General features: G+C 52.7%; 15 protein-coding genes. 9 read left to right on the forward strand and 6 right to left on the reverse strand.

Going from position 1 to position 18147, the window contains the following annotated elements; translation table 11 throughout:
• Positions 1 to 822: 822 nt before the first annotated feature.
• The gene (locus KQI79_RS17985; RefSeq protein ID WP_216539680.1) at positions 823 to 2454 is read right to left on the reverse strand and encodes a response regulator; all 1632 of its coding nucleotides are present in this window, start codon (positions 2452 to 2454) and stop codon (positions 823 to 825) included.
• Between the two features lie 3 nt (positions 2455 to 2457).
• Positions 2458 to 4275, reverse strand: a complete 1818-nt coding sequence (locus KQI79_RS17990; protein ID WP_216539681.1) for a sensor histidine kinase — start codon at positions 4273 to 4275, stop codon at positions 2458 to 2460.
• 204 nt (positions 4276 to 4479) lie between these two features.
• Here KQI79_RS17990 and KQI79_RS17995 point away from each other — a divergent pair, with 204 nt between their 5' ends.
• The 3 genes from KQI79_RS17995 to KQI79_RS18005 all read left to right on the forward strand — a co-directional run bounded on the left by KQI79_RS17995 (position 4480) and on the right by KQI79_RS18005 (position 7624).
• Positions 4480 to 5367 carry a carbohydrate ABC transporter permease gene (locus tag KQI79_RS17995; RefSeq protein WP_216539682.1) on the forward strand — a complete coding sequence of 296 codons (888 nt, stop codon included), beginning with the start codon at positions 4480 to 4482 and terminating at the stop codon, positions 5365 to 5367.
• Positions 5367 to 6203, forward strand: a complete 837-nt coding sequence (locus KQI79_RS18000; protein ID WP_216539683.1) for a carbohydrate ABC transporter permease — start codon at positions 5367 to 5369, stop codon at positions 6201 to 6203. The genes KQI79_RS17995 and KQI79_RS18000 overlap by 1 nt, the downstream gene beginning before the upstream one ends.
• A 110-nt stretch (positions 6204 to 6313) precedes the next feature.
• Positions 6314 to 7624, forward strand: a complete 1311-nt coding sequence (locus KQI79_RS18005; RefSeq protein ID WP_216539708.1) for an ABC transporter substrate-binding protein — start codon at positions 6314 to 6316, stop codon at positions 7622 to 7624.
• A 564-nt stretch (positions 7625 to 8188) separates the two neighbouring features.
• Here the strand turns inward: KQI79_RS18005 and KQI79_RS18010 are convergent.
• Positions 8189 to 10123, reverse strand: coding sequence for an FAD-dependent oxidoreductase (locus tag KQI79_RS18010; protein ID WP_253298241.1), 1935 nt, complete (start codon positions 10121 to 10123; stop codon positions 8189 to 8191).
• 81 nt (positions 10124 to 10204) lie between these two features.
• Positions 10205 to 10570, reverse strand: a complete 366-nt coding sequence (locus KQI79_RS18015) for a winged helix-turn-helix transcriptional regulator (protein ID WP_216539684.1) — start codon at positions 10568 to 10570, stop codon at positions 10205 to 10207.
• Positions 10571 to 10715: 145 nt separating this feature from the next.
• Between KQI79_RS18015 and KQI79_RS18020 the strand changes: the two genes are divergently transcribed.
• Both KQI79_RS18020 and KQI79_RS18025 read left to right on the forward strand, forming a co-directional pair.
• Positions 10716 to 11069, forward strand: coding sequence for a DoxX family protein (locus KQI79_RS18020; protein ID WP_216539685.1), 354 nt, complete (start codon positions 10716 to 10718; stop codon positions 11067 to 11069).
• 70 nt (positions 11070 to 11139) lie between these two features.
• The gene (locus KQI79_RS18025) at positions 11140 to 11244 is read left to right on the forward strand and encodes an IS66 family transposase (protein ID WP_253298242.1); all 105 of its coding nucleotides are present in this window, start codon (positions 11140 to 11142) and stop codon (positions 11242 to 11244) included.
• 1 nt (position 11245) lies between these two features.
• Here the strand turns inward: KQI79_RS18025 and KQI79_RS18030 are convergent, their stop codons facing one another.
• Both KQI79_RS18030 and KQI79_RS18035 read right to left on the reverse strand, forming a co-directional pair.
• Entirely contained in the window at positions 11246 to 11404 is a 159-nt protein-coding gene (locus tag KQI79_RS18030; protein WP_216539686.1) for a hypothetical protein, read from the reverse strand.
• An 855-nt stretch (positions 11405 to 12259) separates the two neighbouring features.
• On the reverse strand, positions 12260 to 13213 hold the full coding sequence (locus KQI79_RS18035; protein WP_216539687.1) for an N-acetylglucosamine kinase: 954 nt from the start codon (positions 13211 to 13213) through the stop codon (positions 12260 to 12262).
• Between the two features lie 277 nt (positions 13214 to 13490).
• Between KQI79_RS18035 and KQI79_RS18040 the strand changes: the two genes are divergently transcribed.
• From KQI79_RS18040 to KQI79_RS18055, 4 genes are read left to right on the forward strand one after another with little or no spacing between them, the layout of a single operon-like run.
• On the forward strand, positions 13491 to 14669 hold the full coding sequence (locus KQI79_RS18040) for an exo-beta-N-acetylmuramidase NamZ family protein (RefSeq protein ID WP_216539688.1): 1179 nt from the start codon (positions 13491 to 13493) through the stop codon (positions 14667 to 14669).
• Between the two features lie 16 nt (positions 14670 to 14685).
• On the forward strand, positions 14686 to 15801 hold the full coding sequence (locus tag KQI79_RS18045; RefSeq protein WP_216539689.1) for a serine hydrolase domain-containing protein: 1116 nt from the start codon (positions 14686 to 14688) through the stop codon (positions 15799 to 15801).
• A gap of 18 nt (positions 15802 to 15819) precedes the next feature.
• Positions 15820 to 16773: a GNAT family N-acetyltransferase gene (locus tag KQI79_RS18050; RefSeq protein ID WP_216539690.1), complete on the forward strand. Its 954-nt coding sequence runs from the start codon at positions 15820 to 15822 to the stop codon at positions 16771 to 16773.
• Positions 16774 to 16819: 46 nt separating this feature from the next.
• Positions 16820 to 18115: an ABC transporter substrate-binding protein gene (locus KQI79_RS18055; RefSeq protein ID WP_216539691.1), complete on the forward strand. Its 1296-nt coding sequence runs from the start codon at positions 16820 to 16822 to the stop codon at positions 18113 to 18115.
• The last annotated feature ends 32 nt before the right edge of the window (positions 18116 to 18147 follow it).

The following is an 18147-nucleotide window of genomic DNA, read 5'->3' on the forward strand; positions in this document are numbered from 1 at the left end:
CAGTCAAAAACGCGGATTTTTCGATTGAAGCGGGTCTCTGTTGGAAAATGTCCAACGTATGAGGCTTAGTTTTGCTATTTGGGTGCGATTATGCGGTTTTCGTTGGACAAAATCCAACGAAAGGACGGACATTTCAATTCAGACGGAAAAACCGTTGGATCAAATCCAACGGCGCTTGGGCCCGTTTCGCTTTTCGCACGGCTTGTTCGATGTCGTTGAACTTCTAGCGGAACTCACAGCCGTTATTTCAGCTCAATAGGGGGTTTGCAACATGTAACGGATCTAGGGGACGTTATTGTGCGGATAGAACGTCTTTTTGACCCATTTACAAGCAAATAGCGTCTCCTGCTTCCGTTAAAATTTCAATTGTGCTAAAAAAACGAAAATAAGGGCGCTCGCTTCCGTTCACATTGCTCGACCGGCGATTCTGGGCTCGCGGGCAGGGCGCATGGCGTCGCCCGTTGCCGGCGCAAGTTCAAACGCTCGCCCCGCGCCCCCGCCGGCCCAGCGCCCCTGCCGTGCCGCGCCTCGTGCGCCCCCCGCCGGCCCAGCGCTCCTGCCGCGCCCCGTGCGCTCTGCGCAGCAGCCCCGCACGAGCCACGCGCTCTCGCCCCCCACGCGCGCCGCGCCTCGTGCGCCCGTCGCCGCCCGAGCGCGGCACACGCTCGCCCTGCGCGCTCGAGCCGCCCGGCGTCCGCATCGCGTGGGCTTGCAGTGCCTCATGCGCCCCCCGCCGGCCCAGCGCCCCTACCGCGCAGCGCCCCGTGCGCTCTGCGCAGCAGCCCCGCGCGAGCCACGCGCTCTCGCCCCCCACGCGCGCCGCTACTTCAAATGCAGCTTGCGGAATTGCTTCGGCGACATCCCCTCGAAACGTTTGAACGCCTTGCTGAAATATTTCTCGTCCTGGTAGCCGACGCTGCTGGCGATCGACGATATTTTCAGTTCCGAATCGGCGAGCAGCACCTTGGCGCGGTCGATCCGCAGGCGGGAGACGAAATCAGTCAAATTTTCGCCGAATTGTTGCTTGAACGTGCGCGAAATATGGCTTGGGCTTAAATAAAATTGTTCCGCCAACTTTTGCAAATTCAATTCCTCGCAGTAGTGCGCGCGAATATATTGTTTAATTTCGTGGATCGTATTCGCCTGCTGGCGCCGTTCGAAGAGACGGCCCGTTTCGCTTAACATCTCTGCCATTTTGTCGACCCATACTTCCAGCGACAGCTCCTCCCATTCGTTTAACGGAAGGGCAAAGGACAGATCGGCCTCAATCAGCATCGGCAGGTCCGACCCGACCGACGGGTCCGTCGGATCCGGCATCGTATCGATCTCTTTGGCCCATTTCGACTGCAGCAATACGAACTCCTGCCACCACAATTCGAGCTGCCGCACGGTGATCGAAGGCAGTTCGCCCGCTTTCCGCGCCCACTCCATTAGCAATGCCCGGACGGAATCGGCGTCGTTGCGCCGGATTGCGAACAGCAGCCGATCGGCATAATCGGATAAAGGAACCTGATGCGGAACGAACTGCTGGTCGTTGTAATAATGCTCGTACTGGAACCGTTCCAGCAAATTGCGCTGTTTCAATGCGGTTCGCGCATCGGAATACGCTCTGGGCAAGCCTTGCGGAAATGGCGACGTTCGTCCGATGCCGATATAGAAACGGCCGCGCAGCGCCGTATACAACGCTTCCTGAATTTGCGCGACGAACTGCGGCACATCGGGTAAACGTTTGAAAAACAGCAGCACGATTTCGTTTTTGTCGTTCCAATTTTGAAAAGCGAGCCCCGTATTGTCTTTCTGCATCAGTTCATTGCAAATATTCGCAATCGAAAAGATGAGCAGATCAAGCGCAAAGGCGAATTTGCGGCGCAACCCGAAATCGAGCACATCGAGCGTAATGACGGCCGCGCGGCATTGGCGCGTCTCGCGCCCGATATTGTATTCTTCCTGCAGCGTGCGGGAGACCGCGCTATACTGGTCGGGATCTTGAATGAGCCGCGAGAACAAATTGTCGGCTAATACGGGCTTATATTGATTCGCCCGCATATGGATCTCCTGGGTCTTCGTTCTCGTCTGCTCTTCCCGGTTCCAGCAGGCGAGCGCCTTCTCGAATACTTCCGTTAACTCCTCTTCGTCAATCGGTTTCAGAATATAATCGAAACTGCCGAATTTCAGCGCGCTGCGTACATAATGAAAATCGTTGTAGCCGCTAATAATGACGACTTTCATCCGTTCGTCGTGTTCGTGAATCCACTTCAACACTTCAATGCCGTCCATCCCCGGCATGCGGATATCGGTGAAGACGATTTGCGGTTTTTCCCTTTGCATGATTTCAATCGCTTCCATGCCGCTGCAAGCTTCCATGACTTCCTGCACTCCATACCGATCCCACGGTATCAGAAGCCGGATGGACTCCCGAACGGGAGGCTCGTCGTCGATGATCAAAATTTTCATAGGTTAGACTCCTCCTTCCGTATGCGAGACGGGAATGATAAGCACGACGCGGAATCCTTGCGGCTCCGCGCGCTCGACCGTCATCTGCGCGTATTCACGGTAATAGAGATTGAGCCGCGACAATACGTTGACTAGCCCGATATGTTCGGACGGATCGGATGCTTCCCGTTTGAAGTCCTCCAATCGCCGCCGCATCGCCTTCAATTCCTCTTCGCCGATGCCGAAGCCGTTGTCGCAAACTTCAATATGCAGCCTGCCGGTCTCGGGTGAAATAAAGCAACGAATTCTTATGCGGTTTTCTTCATTGCCGCCCATAAAACCGTGTTTAAAATAATTTTCGGCGAGCGGCTGGATAATCATCTTCGGAATAAGAAGCTGTTCCGTCTCCGGTTCGACCTCGAGCTGTTCGGCGAATTGATCGCGGAACCTTTGCTTTTGCAATTTCAAGTACGCTTTCACGTAATCGATCTCGCTCTTGAGCGGCACCATCGTCTCGTCGGTATTCATGCTGTACCGCATCATTCTGCCGAGCGAGGAGATGAGGGAATACACCTCGCGGTTTTGCTGCTGTAAAGCGAGCGCGCCGATCGATTGCAGCGCATTGTTCAAAAAATGCGGGTTAATTTGCGCCTGCAGCGCCTTTAGTTCATTTGTTTTGTTGGCGACTTCCAATTTATATTCTTTCAGCACCAACTCGTTGATTGTATGCATCATCGATTTGAAGCGCAAGGCGAGCGTGCCCAGTTCGTCGTTGCGGTTCATCTGAATGTCCACATTCATATTCCCAAGCTTGATTTTATTAATATAGCCGATCAATTGCCCGATCGGAGCCGTCATTTTAATCGAAATGAAGACCGTCACGATCATGGCGACGATGAGAAAGATCAGGCCGATGACGAGGTTGATGCTGGAGAGCTGCCGCTCCGTTTTATACAGTATCGAGTCGGGTATGCGCTTGACGATCGTCCAATCCAAGTAGGGAAGATGGATATTCTCGAAAATATAGATGCCGGCATAAGAGCCGTCCTCCATGCGGAACGAATTGCTGACGCCCGCTTTCGTTTCCTGCTGCAGCCGCCGAACCCATGGATCGGTCAACTGCCGGCCGAAGATGCCCGCATCGGGGGCGTAAATGACGGAACCGGCCGCGTCGATAATGTACAGTTCCTCTTCGCCGCGGGTATACAGTTCCTCGGAGATTCGTTTGATCGTATCGGTGCTAATATCGATCGACAGCGTGCCGAGCGCCGTCTTCGGAAACAGATCGTACAAGGCGTGATGAAACGTAATGACTTGCGGCTTGCTCGTTTGCAGATAGCTTTTGCCATACGTATGCATCGGATGCGGCGGAATTACTTCGCTTTGCCGCTCGGTCACAAAGGGCTGCCGGTAAGGAGAACCATTGGCATCGGGAATAATCAATCGCTTGTTATATAGATACGAACGGTCCGCCTGAGCCGAATAGAGATAGATTTGCCTTACGTCCGCAAGCGAAAACTCGATCGCATGCAGCGCCATCAAGATTTCGCGTTCCGTATTATACAATTCCAGTTCGGAGAAAAAATTTTTGGTGCGGTTTTTCAAAATTTCCATTAAAGGCTCGTTGTTGTATATGGATTTGGGCATGAGCTGCATCGTTTGCAAATAATTGACCAGATTCGTTTTACCTTGATAGAGCAAGTTGGAGTTGTCTTTCACCGCTTTCTCCGACAGTCGCTCCTGCGTAAACAAGTGGGTAATGAGGATCGAGGTGGCAAGCGGCACTACGGTGGCGATCAGCATCAAGAGCATCAATTTGTTGCGCAGACTACCCGTAAACATGGGATCCCCTCCGTCTAAGTTCGCCTTATTTCTTATTAATGCAACCTCTATTAAACACTACAGGCTCCTCCATGTATAGCAATCGCTTACATTATAACAAAATAGTGCACCATATGCGCAAAGGAGGAGGTGTTTTACCGGCAAGAAACATTTTACAATGAACATACTCGATACCTCCCAATTCTCGATAAGGAGGCGCTTCTAATGAATAGAGGGAAGCCTGGAATAGGAAATCTTATGCATCAATGGGTGTTTGTCGGTCCGGCGTTGTTGTTTTTTGCGGTCATCGTCATCATCCCCTTCCTGATGAATATTTACTATTCGTTTACGGAGTGGAACGGCATCAGCTCGAATATGAACTTCATCGGATTCGACAATTACAAGCACATCATTATGAACGATACCGATTTCCGCAACGCCTTCTGGTTTACGATCCGGTTCTCCGTCGCGGAGATCGTGCTGACCAACGTCGTCGGCTTCGCCCTGGCGCTGCTGCTGACGCAAGCGTTGAAATCGAAAAATGTGCTGCGCACCGTCTTCTTTATGCCGAATGTCATCGGCGGCTTGCTGCTCGGATTTATTTGGCAATTTATTTTCGTCAAAGGATTCTCGGCGATCGGCGAAGCGACGGGTTGGGGATTCTTCGAACTGCCTTGGTTGGGCGACGCGCCGACGGCGTTCTGGGGCATTGTCATCGTAGCCGTATGGCAAGGAGCCGGGTATTTGATGATCATCTATATCGCGGCGCTCGGCAACGTTCCGAAAGATATGCTGGAAGCGGCCACGATCGACGGGGCGAACCGCTGGCAAGTATTGCGGCGCATAACGATTCCGCTCATTATGCCGGCGTTTACCATTTGCTTGTTTCTAACGATTTCGTGGGCGTTCAAAATGTTCGACCTGAACCTCTCGCTCACGAAAGGCGGCCCGTTCAATTCGACCGAGTCGGTGGCGCTTAATATTTACCAGGAAGCGTTCCGCAACGACAAGTACGGTTTGGGCACCGCCAAATCCTTAATTTTCTTCGTCGCCGTGGCGCTGATCAGCTTGATCCAAGTCGCGTACACGAAGAAAAAGGAGGTTGAGGTGTAATGCTGGGGGAAGGCAAATATACGGTAAACAAGTTCATTCTAGAAATCGCGGGCGTATTGCTGGCTCTCATTTTTTTGGTTCCGTTCTACTTTCTGATCGTCAACTCGTTTAAGACGTTTGCGGATTTGCAGGTCAATACGGCCAGTTTGCCGACCAACTTCACATTGGATAACTATACGCGAGTTTGGAGCATTATCGACTTTCCGAAAGTATTTACCAACTCCTTGCTTATTACCGTACTTAGCAACATTGGCCTGGCGGTAATTAGCTCGATGGCCGCTTACCGGATATTGCGCTATCCGTCGCGGTTCAACCGTATCGCATTTCTGCTGTTCGTAGCCGCCATGGTCATCCCGTTTCAATCGATTATGATCCCGCTTGTGCGCGTGGCAAACATCGCCGGACTGATGGATAGCATGTACGGACTGATCATTTGTTATTTTGGATTCGGGGTCTCGCTCAATCTGTTCCTATACCACGGATTTATGAAAAGCATTCCGCTGGAAGTCGAGGAGGCGGCCGTCGTGGACGGATGCAGCAAATACGGCTTGTACTGGAAAATCGTCTTCCCGCTGCTGAAGCCGATTACGATTACGGTCATTATTTTGAACACGCTTTGGATTTGGAACGACTATCTGCTCCCGTCGCTGATGATGCATAGTCCGAGCCTGCGGACGATCCCGCTGGCGACATACGCATTCTTCGGCCAATATACGAAGCAATGGGATTTGGCTATGGCGGCGTTAACGCTCGGTATTTTACCGATCATCGTGTTCTTTCTGTCCTTGCAAAAGCATATTATCGCCGGCATTACGGCCGGTTCGGTGAAAGGATAAGGTTAAGATTAAGATTAAGGTTTGGGTTAATCCTCCAGTCGTTTTGGGGTTAACGATATAATATAGTCAAGAATAAAGGGAGGTTTTCATCAGTGAAAAAGACATCGTTGATGCTGCTCGTTTTGACGATGGTGGTTGCTTTGCTTGCGGCTTGCGGCGGCAAAGGCGCGAGCAACGGAGGCGCGCCCGAGACCGGCGGCGGTGCCAAGGAACCTGAAACCGTTGGGACGGAAGGCGGCGGCGAGAAAAAAGACGTCAAAATTAGAATGTTCCAATTCAAGGTGGAAATTGCCGAACAGTTATCCCGCTTAGTGGCCGAATACGAGAAAGAAACCGGCGTCAAAATTGAAGTCGAAACGGTCGGCGGAGGCGCGGATTACGGCGCGGCGTTGAAAGCGAAGTTTAACTCTGGGGACCGGCCGGATATTTTCAATAACGGAGGATTTTCCGATCTCGATTTGTGGCTCGAGCATTTGGAAGATTTGTCCGACCAGCCGTGGATCGGCGACTTGGCGCAAGGCTCGGGAGACGGCATGACGAAGGACGGCAAACTGTACGGCATGCCTGTCGGCTTGGAAGGATACGGCTATATTTACAATAAAGATTTATTCGCCAAAGCCGGCATTACAGAGCTTCCGAAGACGTTCAGCGAGCTTGAAGCGGTTGCGCAAAAGCTGCAGGACAATGGAATTACGCCGTTCGAAAACGGATACGGCGAGTGGTGGGTGCTCGGGAACCATTTCGTGAACGTTCCGTTCTCCAACCAGCCGGACCCGGATAAATTTATACAAGGCTTGTATGACGGTACGGAAAAAATTCCGGGCAATCCGGTATTCGAAAATTGGGTGAAGCTGTTCGATTTGACGTTGAAATTCGGCAATAAAAACCCGCTGCAAACGGATTACAACACGCAGGTGACCGATTTCGCCACAGGCAAAACGGCGATGACGCAGCAAGGAAACTGGACGCAAGTGCAAATCTCCAACACGAATCCGGATATTAACATCGGTTTCCTGCCGATGCCGATCAATGACGATGCGGCGGCTTCCGATAAGCTTCAAGTCGGCGTGCCGAACAACTGGGTCATTTACAAAGATTCGCCGGTCAAGGAAGAAGCGAAAGCGTTCCTGAACTGGATGGTCACATCCGAAACCGGCAAAAAGTTCATCACCGACGAATTCAAATTTATTCCGGCATTCAAATCGATTCCGGTCGATGCGAACGTAGTAGGGCCGCTCGCCGCGGATATTATGAAATATGTGGCCGAGGATAAAACGTTGACCTGGAACTGGTTCAAATTCCCGGGCGGCGAAGCGTCGAGCAAAAAATTCGGGGATATTATGCAAGGCTATATCGGCAAACAACTAACGAAAGATCAAATGCTGGACGAATTCCAGAAAACTTGGGAGAGTTTGAAATAACGGGTATGCGGCCCCTTCGGGAAAAACGAGGGGGTCGCTTGGTTTCTTTGAGCGATCTCAATCGGTCATGAAATAGTGCCTGTGTTGGAATTTATCCAATGTTTTCTTCGTTTGGGACGAGGAATTCGCCTTTCATTGGAAATGATCCAACGAAATCTATAGAACAAAGGCGAAAATCGGAAAACTGCGCGAATTTCATTGGATATTTTCCAACCAAAGCTTGATTTACGCAACAGATTTCCAATTTCTACTGTACGTTTTCCAATAAGCGGCTACCGAGGCTTGCAAGATTGGCCCACGGTTTCGAGAAATTCTTCTCATTCTTCCCTTTTGTCGATATCCCCTTTGATCAGAAGACGGATGCTCCGGACCTTTAAACCTTCATTTTGAACTTGCAGATACAGCGATGGAGCGTGCCGAAGCCGTCGGATTACGCGCGTCCGACTCGTTCTGAATGACCGGGATATCGACAGAAGGGGGCATAAGGAGGATTCGAAAGGTCAGTGGGACTGTTGCCCGGACGACGCAAAAGAAGAGCCCCGAAAGGCTCTTCTTGAATCCATTTTATCGCGATAGTACAGGTTCTTGATTCATCTGCTCGGCTTCCTTGACGAGCGTCCGGCCGACTTCGCGGGCGGTGAAAAACGCGCGTTCGGCCAGTTCGCCTTTCCCGTTGCAGCCGTCGCCGCAGAAGTAGAAAGGAACGCTCTCGAGACGAGTAGGCAGCAGCCGGTTTGTCGCGATATTTTTGACGCTGGCAACCATCGCCTTTTTCGACATCCGTTTGACGGCGATCGCTTCGCGCCAGCCCGGATAATGCTGGTCGAATAAACTTTCCATCAACTGGACTTTTTCTTCCAAATACGCTTTGCGTTCGTTCTCATCTTCGAAGTTATCGTTCAAATACGCGATGCCTTGCAGCAATTGGCCGTTTTCCGGAACGAGCGTATGGTCGGTAGCCGACACGTCGCTGATGAACATTTTGTTGTTCATGTCGCTAATATAATGGAACGGCTTGGCGACGACGCGCGACAGCCCGATATCGTACACCATGACTTCGGTTGCCGTATTGTTCTCGTATGGCGCGAGGAACGGTTCCCACGGCGTGTTTTTCAACAATTTCGTAACTTGCTGCACCGGCATGGCGAAGATGACGCGATCGAATGTAAGCTCCCGGTTTTTCGTCTTCAAAATATATTGCTTGTTCTCGTAGCGAATATTGTCGACGCTTTCCTGCAGGGCGATTTCGAAGCGCCCGGAGCTTTCGATTTTTTGCTTTAACTGGTTCGTAATGACGGCCCAGCTTCCGAGAATGTAGTTGACGGGACGCTGCGATAGAAACAGGTTATGGTAGTATTCGCTAATCACCGGGCCCGGCACTTTGCGGGCGTCTTCCGGCGCAATGAAAAAATTCGAACAAACAAGATGTTCCCACAGTTCCTTCACTTCTTCGCTGGCATTCGATTCCGCCAAGTAATCGCCGAGCGTCTCGTAATTTTTCAATTGATGGATATGTCCGATAATCGCCGCAATTTCGCCGACGAAACGCATTTTTTCCATCGGATTTAAAATTTCGGTCTTCATGATGTTGACGAAATCGAGCGGCGCCGGCGTAATTTTGTTCATTTTCGCATACATGACTTTCCGTTTGTCGACTTGCTTGCTGCTGAAGGATAAGCCCAATTCCTTTTCCAGCGCGGAAATCGTATGCCGGTCGATGCCGTAAATGGCATGGGCGCCGTAGTTTAACGTAAATCCGGATTTTTCGTAAGTAAAGGCGCGCCCGCCTAGATGAGGGCTGCGCTCGAATAATACACCTTCAATAGACTCGCAGTCTGATAAATAAGCGGCAGCCGTTAATCCAGCCAATCCTCCGCCGATGATTGCAACTTTCATTTTACAATCTCCCTTCGCGTTCTCCTCGATGTAAATTGGCGCTACCGGTTCTTCCGACCTTAGCCCTGCCCAAACGATCGCCAAGTTGTCGCGGATCAGCGACGTTAAGTCGGCGCCGTTCCGGGTACACCATAACGTTAGCGTTCCCACATAGGCGGCAACGAGCAAATTGGCTTTGCGCGGATCGGGGAGCCAGTGCAAAATGCTGTTGTACAAGTAGCGGTAAGGATCCCGCTCGCCGGAATCGCTTTCAGGATGCTGCAACGTCAGCGTCGTCATGCTGCGAATTAACTTCGGATACTGGCCGATGTTATGCGCCAAGTTGAGGAATAGCCGGTTAATATGGCTTTCCAGCGACTGAACTTTGGACGGCGGTTCATGCAGCCATGCTTCGACTACGGCATTCTGCTTACGGAATACCTCCCGCAATATGTCTTCTTTGCTGTCAAAATAGTGGTAAAATGTACCTTTTGATGTGTTCGTGGCAGCGATGATTTCGTCGACGGATACGTTTTCATAACCTTTCTCGATGAACAGGTTCAAAGCGATTTCGGTCACGAATTCCCGCTTTTTCAGCGTTGCTTTTCGCATCGGCTTGCTCAAGCGTTCACGCTCCTTCACACCAGTATACTCACATTATAGGCGACTTTGTAATGGCAGTCTATAGGAAATTAGACTATTAGTTTATTTTTCCTCGGATGACTTGGAGAGCGCCGGCCGATCTGCCCCGTATAGCGCATTCATATGCTCCGCATGAGCCGCTCCCCAATCGTTCAATGCCTGCAACACCGTGCTTAAACCTTTGCCGTAATCCGAAATCGAATATTCTACTTTCGGAGGGATTTGTTTATAAACCTCGCGATGTACGATATCGTGATGCTCAAGTTCTCTTAATTGTTGGGTGAGCATCCTTTTGTTTATATTCGGTATTGCCTTTTGAAGCTCGTTGAATCTCATTGTACCGTTTGAAATAAGCTGAAGCAGAATGACAGGCTTCCATTTTCCAATTAGAATATCCAGTGCCGATTCAAATTTACAATATTCTTTCATTGAGACCTCCTGCATCCCATTGCTCTGTTAGGTAACTTTTTGTTTACCAGGTTTAAATAAAGTGCCTACTTCCTTAAATCAAATGCTACAGACTATTATACCTTTAGGGAATGTCGAAAAAACAGTCAGGAGGTTGGCACCGTTCATGAATATCGCAATTTGGATCGTTCAAGGGCTTGTAGCACTAGGTTTTCTCTACTCAGGTTGGATGAAGGCGTTTCGGCATGAAAAAGCCAAGGAGTCTTGGGGATGGGTAAAAGATGTTTCAAAAGCGTTCGTCGTCTTTATCGGGTTAGCGGAATTGTTGGGGGCACTCGGAATCATTCTGCCCCAAGCGGTGAATATCGCGCCTGTGTTGACGCCAATTGCCGCAACCGGACTTGCCGCAGTCGTTCTATTCGGCGCCTTGTTCCATGTTAGACGTAAGGAATACCGGGAGATCGGCGTGAATCTTGTCTTCTTCGCGTTAACAGTATTCGTTGCGATCGGTCGTTTTTAAGCCGGCATTATATCTACGTTATGTTAGGATTATCTAGCCGCTTTACCGGCAAGAGGAGCATTTCGCCCACATGGGACTGGCGATCTCGCGTCAAACATTGGCGAACTGGATGATGTACGAAACGAACACGTTTGCTGTCGCCGATAACCGATCGCACGCGCTGAATAGCTGTTGAATCATGACTTCCTGTATGCTGGCGAGACGATGCTGCAGGTGCTGCGCGAGCCGGGGAAGTCTTCCGAAACATAGTTGGCGACCTGCTCGAGCAGGTGACGCAACTTGAGGATCTGAAATATCTGGGGGCGCTGGAGGTTCTTGTCATAGTCGCCTTCCATTCCACAGACCTGCCGCGTGTTCAAATCATAGTCGAAGTTTATTTTAGCTCTCATCTTGAATTCAAGATGGGGGCACTTTGACGCTTGCGCGATAATAAGTGGATAAGGAGTAGAAAAGAAGTGATATAAGAAAGGGAATGGAGCGGAAGTGGAACGGAAAAGGGGCCGAAACAGAACCGAAGATGAAGCGAAGTTGAAGTTAGTGTAAAAAAATGGGTGATGAAAGTAGCGGAAGTGGAGAGGGGAAATGGCGATTAGGGTGTGAAGATGAAGCAATGAAGCCAAAGTGGAGCGAGAATGGAAGCGAGGAGGAGAAGGAATGATATAGAAATATAGGTGCTTGCCGAAACAAACGACTTGCATGCCGAATCGAACAGGGCCGAATTATGCGATTGCGGTGGCTTATGTTGTACTTTGTACAACATAAGCTGCTCTTTTCGAACGGATCGGCGATCATGTTGCACAAAATACAGCATAATAAGCTTCGTTTAGGGAAAATGGCGGAAAATTCGTGGTTATGCTGCACTTTATACAACATAGAGGGCGGATCCGGCGCCGTTCGCTCTAGTATGTTGTATTCCGTACAACATGCCTCGTTCGGCACTGGCTGGCATTAGCGTGCGGCCAACGTGCAAGACGGCAGAGCGACAGCGGCCGCCCCAGCGCGCACCCGCCTGCGGGACCGTCCAAGCGGTGGCGCCGCCAGCCCTAGCGCTCGCCCGCCTGCGGGGCCGTCCAAGCGGTGGCGCCTGCCGCCCTAGGGCTCGCCCGCCTGCGGGGCCGTCCAAGCGGTGGCGCCTGCCGCCCTAGGGCTCGCCCGCCTGCGGGGCCAGCCAAGCGTCACCGCCGCCAGCCCTAGCGCGCGGCCGCTTGCAAGGCCAGCAAGGCGGCGCCGTGCGCGGGTTTGCGCTCGGAGATCGCGACGTCGGTGCGGCGGTCGAGCCGGCGCTGCTCGTTCCATTCGTTCAAGCAGCGCCGATATGTGTCGCGGAACAGTTCGGAATGCTTGAAAATCGAACCCGTCGCCGCGACCGGAGCGTCTGCGAAGTACGGATGCTTGCCGCGCAAAGCGTTGGTTAACGCCGCCAATTCCCGGGCCGCCTTCTCGACGATTTGCCGGGCGGCGGCGTCCTGCATCGTCTCTGCCGCTCGAATGCATAGATGGGCGTATTCGGCGATATTCGCTTTTTGAATATGCGGTTGGTAAATATAGGTGCGCAGTTGTTCCGGACTGGAGAATCCGTGCTTCTCGAGCACGAGTCCGGTTAACGCCGTCTCGGGGCATACGCCGTCATAGCTTCGCATCACCGCCTGCAGCACGGAAAGGCCGATATCGTAACCGCTCCCCTGGTCCCCGAGAATATGACCCCAGCCGCCCGTGCGGTAGCGCATGCCGTCCGGTGCAACGCCGAAGACGATCGCGCCGGTTCCGCTGATGGCAATAATTCCCCGAGCATGGCCCAAAGCGGCCATTAACGCGATTTCCGCATCGTTATGAATCAGGATGTCGCAGGAGCATCCATGCCGATCGCCGTATTCGCGCAAGCTTGCCGCTATCTTCTCCCGTTCTTCCGCGCGGTCGACGCCGGAAAGGCCGAGACTTACCGCCAAACAGTCGGCCGCGGCCATGCCTGCGTCGTTGAAGCAGCAATCTAGCAGACGATATAAATTGTCTCTGGCAACGTCATAAGAAACCGCGTTCGGATTCGTGGCGCCGACTTCGAAGCTGCCGGCGATTTCTCCGGACAAATTCATGATGACGGCTTCCGTTTTCGTCCCTCCGCCGTCGATTCCGATCACATACCGCATTGATTTCCCCCCGTAAACGCAATGTGTTGACTTGAGTATACGCGAAACTCCGCCAAGATGTAAAATGAAAATTTTATATATTCAATAAATCTATGAAATAAAATTTCGTGTAATAATAGCCTGTTCCCGCTAATATAAGTAATTGTAAAATAAATATTTATAATTAAATAAAATTTCAAAACAAAATTAATTATTGAAATATTATTTTATAGCGATTATAATCTTGGTGAAAGCGCAAACAAATAGCTTGACTACTACGATTTTGGAGGGGATCGCCGTGACAAGGACCGTTCTGACCGGGGCGGATCAGTGGCAAGATATCGGGGAACAACTGCTTGCAGGCAAGCGGTTCGGGCTGTTGACCAGTCCGACGGGTTTCAATTCCCGGTTCGAGTCGACGATCGACGTTTGTTCCCATTTGAAGCAAGCCGAATTTGCCGCGATGTTCGCTTGCGAGCACGGCATCCGCGGCGAGAGGCAGGCCGGTTTGTTGTTCGAGGACGAAATTGATCCGCAGACCGGAATCAAGGTGTACAGCCTGTACGGCAAACATCGCAAACCGACGGAGGAGATGCTTGCGGATATCGACGCCATCGTATTCGATATACAGGACTTGGGCGTCCGCTTCTATACATATCTCTCGACGTTGGTCTATACGATGGAGGCCTGCGCGCAATACGGCAAAAGCTTCATTGTGCTTGACCGTCCCAATCCGCTCGGCGGCAACCGCATCGAAGGAGGATTGTTGGAGGACGGATACCGTTCCATGGTAGGCGCATGGCGTATTCCGGCGAGCACGGGGCTGACGATTGGCGAATTCGCGCGGCTTGTGAACGGTCAATCCGATACTCCTTGCGACTTGCACATCGTGCCGCTGCAAAACTGGAACCGGGATATGGAATATCCCGATACGGGGCTTCCGTGGCTGATGCCGTCCCCCAACATTCCGACAATGGAGACGGTTCGGGTCTATACGGGCAACTGCCTGTTCGAAGGCACGAATTTGTCGGAAGGGCGCGGAACGACGAAGCCGTTCGAGATGATCGGCGCGCCATGGCTGGACAGCGTGCAGCTATGCCGCACGATGAACGGGCTCGAGTTGCCGGGCGTACGTTTCCACCCGGTTACGTTCACCCCGATGTTCTCGAAACATCAGGGAGACCTGTGCAACGGAGTGATGACGTTCGTTACCGATCCCGGAACGTATGAATCCGCCGTTACCGCGCTGCACTTATTGCATCATACGATCAATTTGCATGGAGATCGTTTCGAATGGCTTGCGCCGAACCAACCGGCGGATCGCTCGGCCGCGCGATACTTCATCGATTTATTGTCAGGCAGCGATGCGGTCCGCACGACAGTGCATACCGCAGCAGGACTTGCGCAAATCGTCGAAAGCTGGAAGCGGGATTGCGCCGGGTGGAGCGAGCTGCGCAAACCGTTCCTTATCTATTAAGGAAGGATCGAATGCTATGACGAATCCGCCATACGAAGCAAACGGGACGAAAGCGACGAACTCTGGCAAGCTGCGGGAAGCATGGAACGTCCTCAAGCTGGCGATCGAATCCGGCCACATTCCCGGCGCGACCGCAGCGGTATCCTGCCGCGGCGGCCGGGTCGAATTCGCGGCCGGATATGCCCGGACGGGAGCCGGGGCGGTGCCCGCACAGCATCATACGTTGTACGATTGCGCCTCATTAACGAAAGTCGTCGTGACGCTGCCGCTTATTCTCATTGCGATCGAGCGGGGGATGGCCCGCCTGGAGCAACCTGCGGCGGATTATATCCCCGAGTTGGCGGCGCACGGCAAAGGGCGAATTACGATCCGGCAACTGCTCACCCATACGTCCGGACTGCCAGCGCACCGCGATCTCCATTCGCTCGGCCTTTCACGGGACGAAACGATCGCTTATATTTGCGGTTTGCCGCCGGACGAAGAGCCTGACCGCTCAATGATTTACAGCGATCTCGGCTTCATTCTGCTCGGGGAAATCGCGTCCCGCCTATTCGACTTGCCGCTGCGGGAAGCGGCAAGTCGGTATATATTCGAACCGCTCGGCATGAAGGACAGTTGCTACTGCCCTGCGGCGGAGCGATGGGGAGACGTTGCCGCAACCGAATTCGACGAGCGGGCTGGCGCGTACCGTCAAGGGGTTGTGCACGACGACAATGCCGCGGCGCTCGGCGGCGTCAGCGGGCACGCCGGGCTGTTCTCCACGGCGTTCGATCTGAGCCGCTATGCCGACATGTGGCTGAACGGCGGAGTAGGCGAAGGCGGGCGCCTTCTCTCGGGCGAAACCGTGAAGCTGGCAACCGCATCGTGGACGCAAGCGATCGAGGGCGCCAACCGCGGGCTCGGATGGGTGCTCAAAGGCGACCGGTGGGACGCCTCTGGCGGTTCGATGTCGGATAGCTGCTACGGGCATACCGGATTTACGGGAACGAGCCTATGGATCGATCCCGCCAAGCGGTTTACCGCCGTATTGTTAACGAACCGCGTTCATTTCGGCAGGCATGTCTCCATTGCCGAGCTTCGCCAAAATTTCCACGACGCGGCGGCCTCCATCGCAGCCGCGATGGAAGCGTAACTACGAGGAGGAATCATCATGCAGGCAATAAGCTTTAGAACGTATCAACCGGGCGACGAGCCGGCGATTGTCGCCTTATGGAACCGGCGTTTGACGAAAGATTTGATGACGCGCCGAAGATTCCGCAACCTTGTTCTGCTCGATCCGAACTTCGATCCGCAAGGGCTGCGGCTTGCATTTGAGGGAGAGGAACTGGTCGGCTGCCTTTATGCCGTCCGCCGATTGCTGCCGATGGTCGGCACGGAGCTCGAGCCGGCTCACGGGTGGATCCCGTTCTTTTTCACGGCGAAACATCGCGAAAGACAGGGGATTGCCGGCAGGCTGCTGCAGGAGGCTATTGAATTTTTACGGGAATGCGGCCGAACCAAAGTATTCTTCTCCTCTTACGCTCCCAATTACGTCGTTCCCGGGATCGATGCCGAGCATTATCCCGAAGGCAAGCTTTTTTTGGAAAAGAACGGATTTGCCCGGCAATATTCCGCCGTCGCCATGGATATGTCGCTCGTGGATTTCGAAATTCCGGACGAAGCGGCGGAACTGAAGCGAACTCGCATAGCGGAAGGCTATACGTTCCGGCAGGCGGAGGACCGCGACCTGTACGAATTGATCCGGTTCGCCTCGGACGTCTTTAATCCGGATTGGGGGAGAGCGATTCGCGAAGGCATTTTGCAAGGTTTGCCGTTGGAACAAATTTTGATCGCAAGGCGGCAACAAACGCTTGTCGGCTTCTGTATGCATGGGGGATACGAATTGGTCCGCGAACGATTCGGGCCGTTCGGCGTCGATCCGCAAGAACAAGGCAAAGGACTCGGCAAAATTCTGCTGTACGACTGTTTGGCGAATATGCGGGCGCAAGCTTTGCACGGCGCCTGGTTTCTATGGACCGGCGAAGAAAGCGCCGCCGGCCGCCTTTACAAGAAGGTCGGCTTTCGTACGACCCGTCGCTTCGATATTGTATGGAAGCCGATTTGATCGTCTCGTTTTCATTTTCCTAATCGAGGAACGGAGGAATGCCTCAATGAAAAAGACGTTTATCGCTGTGCTGGCGCTTATACTGATGATCGCCACGGCCGCTTGCGGCGGCAACAAGGAGACGGGGGCCAAGAAGGGCAAAGTTACGCTTGCGCTGCTCTCGCATTATGCCGGATCGAACGAGGAGAAACTGAAGCCTTATATCGACGAATGGAATAAGGCCAACCCCGATATTCAAGTAAAGCTGACTCCGGTGGAATTCGAACAATTGCTGCCGACGATCATGTCCAAGCAAACGGCCGGACAAGTGGCGGACATCGTTCACGTCTACGCGCTGTGGGGAGGGCAATTGATCAAAAATAAAGTGCTCGCCGACGCGCCCGACGATGTCGTCGCGGATGTCAAGGCGAATTATCCGGACGCCGCCGTCCGCGGCGCTTCCTTGAACGGCAAAGTGTTCGGCTATCCGACGGAAGTGCAGACATACGGTTTATTTTACAACAAGAAGCTGTTGAAAGAAGCCGGATTCGATAATCCGCCTGCAACATGGGATGAGCTTCTGGCTATGGCGGAGAAGATCAACCGGAAGGACGGATCCGGCAAAACGCTGGTTCAAGGATTCGGCTTCCAACGGAGTTACGCGGGAATTGTCGATCAACCGTTTATGGCCCTTATGGCGACGGCGGGCGGAACGCTGCTCTCCGAAGATTTGACAACGGCGCAGGCGAACTCGGATGCTGCAAAAAAAACGCTGGAATTATACTCCAAAATATACGGCAATAACGGCATATCCGATATCGGCATCAATCCGACGAAGGCGTTCGGAACCGAGCAAGTGGCGATGACCGTAGGCGCGGGCTGGTGGGCCGGATCGTTAAAGACGCTAATGAAGGACAGCTTCGCCAATGTGGGCGCGGCGCCGCTTCCTTCGCCCGACGGTGCGACGCAAGGCTCTCTTGCCTACACGTGGGCGTGGGGCGTCAATAGCAAGTCGAAACATCCGGAGGAAGCTTGGAAATTTCTGAAATGGTTCAATACGGAAGCGTTTAAGGACGGCATGACGGCGGAAGGAAACTTTTTGCTCGACGCCTTCAACTCGATCTCCACGCGCAAAAGCGATTTGGAATCGGCTCCGATTCAGGAAAAGCTGAAAACCGATCCGATCATGAAGGTGTTTACCGATGCGCTCGACTATGCGGTGCATGAGCAAAATCCGCCGACAGGCTCGGAGATCCAGAACATTTTGTATCGGGAAATCGAGAATATGTGGGCAGGCAAAGTATTGCACGAAGAAGCAGCGGAAAATGCCAACCGAGACATTCAAGCGAAGTTAGGCGAATGACATATGCGGCCGGGCGACGGCGATCAACCGTC

The sequence above is a fragment of the Paenibacillus sp. MSJ-34 genome (assembly GCF_018918005.1).
Taxonomy (GTDB): Bacteria; Bacillota; Bacilli; order Paenibacillales; family Paenibacillaceae; genus MSJ-34.

Excerpts from the sequence above, each read along its gene's own strand:
- KQI79_RS17985 (WP_216539680.1), bottom strand. The coding sequence starts at position 2,454 with ATGAAAATTTTGATCATCGACGACGAGCCTCCCGTTCGGGAGTCCATC.
- KQI79_RS17990 (WP_216539681.1), bottom strand. The coding sequence starts at position 4,275 with ATGTTTACGGGTAGTCTGCGCAACAAATTGATGCTCTTGATGCTGATC.
- KQI79_RS17995 (WP_216539682.1), top strand. The coding sequence starts at position 4,480 with ATGAATAGAGGGAAGCCTGGAATAGGAAATCTTATGCATCAATGGGTG.
- KQI79_RS18000 (WP_216539683.1), top strand. The coding sequence starts at position 5,367 with ATGCTGGGGGAAGGCAAATATACGGTAAACAAGTTCATTCTAGAAATC.
- KQI79_RS18005 (WP_216539708.1), top strand. The coding sequence starts at position 6,314 with ATGCTGCTCGTTTTGACGATGGTGGTTGCTTTGCTTGCGGCTTGCGGC.
- KQI79_RS18015 (WP_216539684.1), bottom strand. The coding sequence starts at position 10,570 with ATGAAAGAATATTGTAAATTTGAATCGGCACTGGATATTCTAATTGGA.
- KQI79_RS18020 (WP_216539685.1), top strand. The coding sequence starts at position 10,716 with ATGAATATCGCAATTTGGATCGTTCAAGGGCTTGTAGCACTAGGTTTT.
- KQI79_RS18025 (WP_253298242.1), top strand. The coding sequence starts at position 11,140 with ATGGGACTGGCGATCTCGCGTCAAACATTGGCGAACTGGATGATGTAC.
- KQI79_RS18030 (WP_216539686.1), bottom strand. The coding sequence starts at position 11,404 with ATGGAAGGCGACTATGACAAGAACCTCCAGCGCCCCCAGATATTTCAG.
- KQI79_RS18035 (WP_216539687.1), bottom strand. The coding sequence starts at position 13,213 with ATGCGGTATGTGATCGGAATCGACGGCGGAGGGACGAAAACGGAAGCC.
- KQI79_RS18045 (WP_216539689.1), top strand. The coding sequence starts at position 14,686 with ATGACGAATCCGCCATACGAAGCAAACGGGACGAAAGCGACGAACTCT.
- KQI79_RS18050 (WP_216539690.1), top strand. The coding sequence starts at position 15,820 with ATGCAGGCAATAAGCTTTAGAACGTATCAACCGGGCGACGAGCCGGCG.
- KQI79_RS18055 (WP_216539691.1), top strand. The coding sequence starts at position 16,820 with ATGAAAAAGACGTTTATCGCTGTGCTGGCGCTTATACTGATGATCGCC.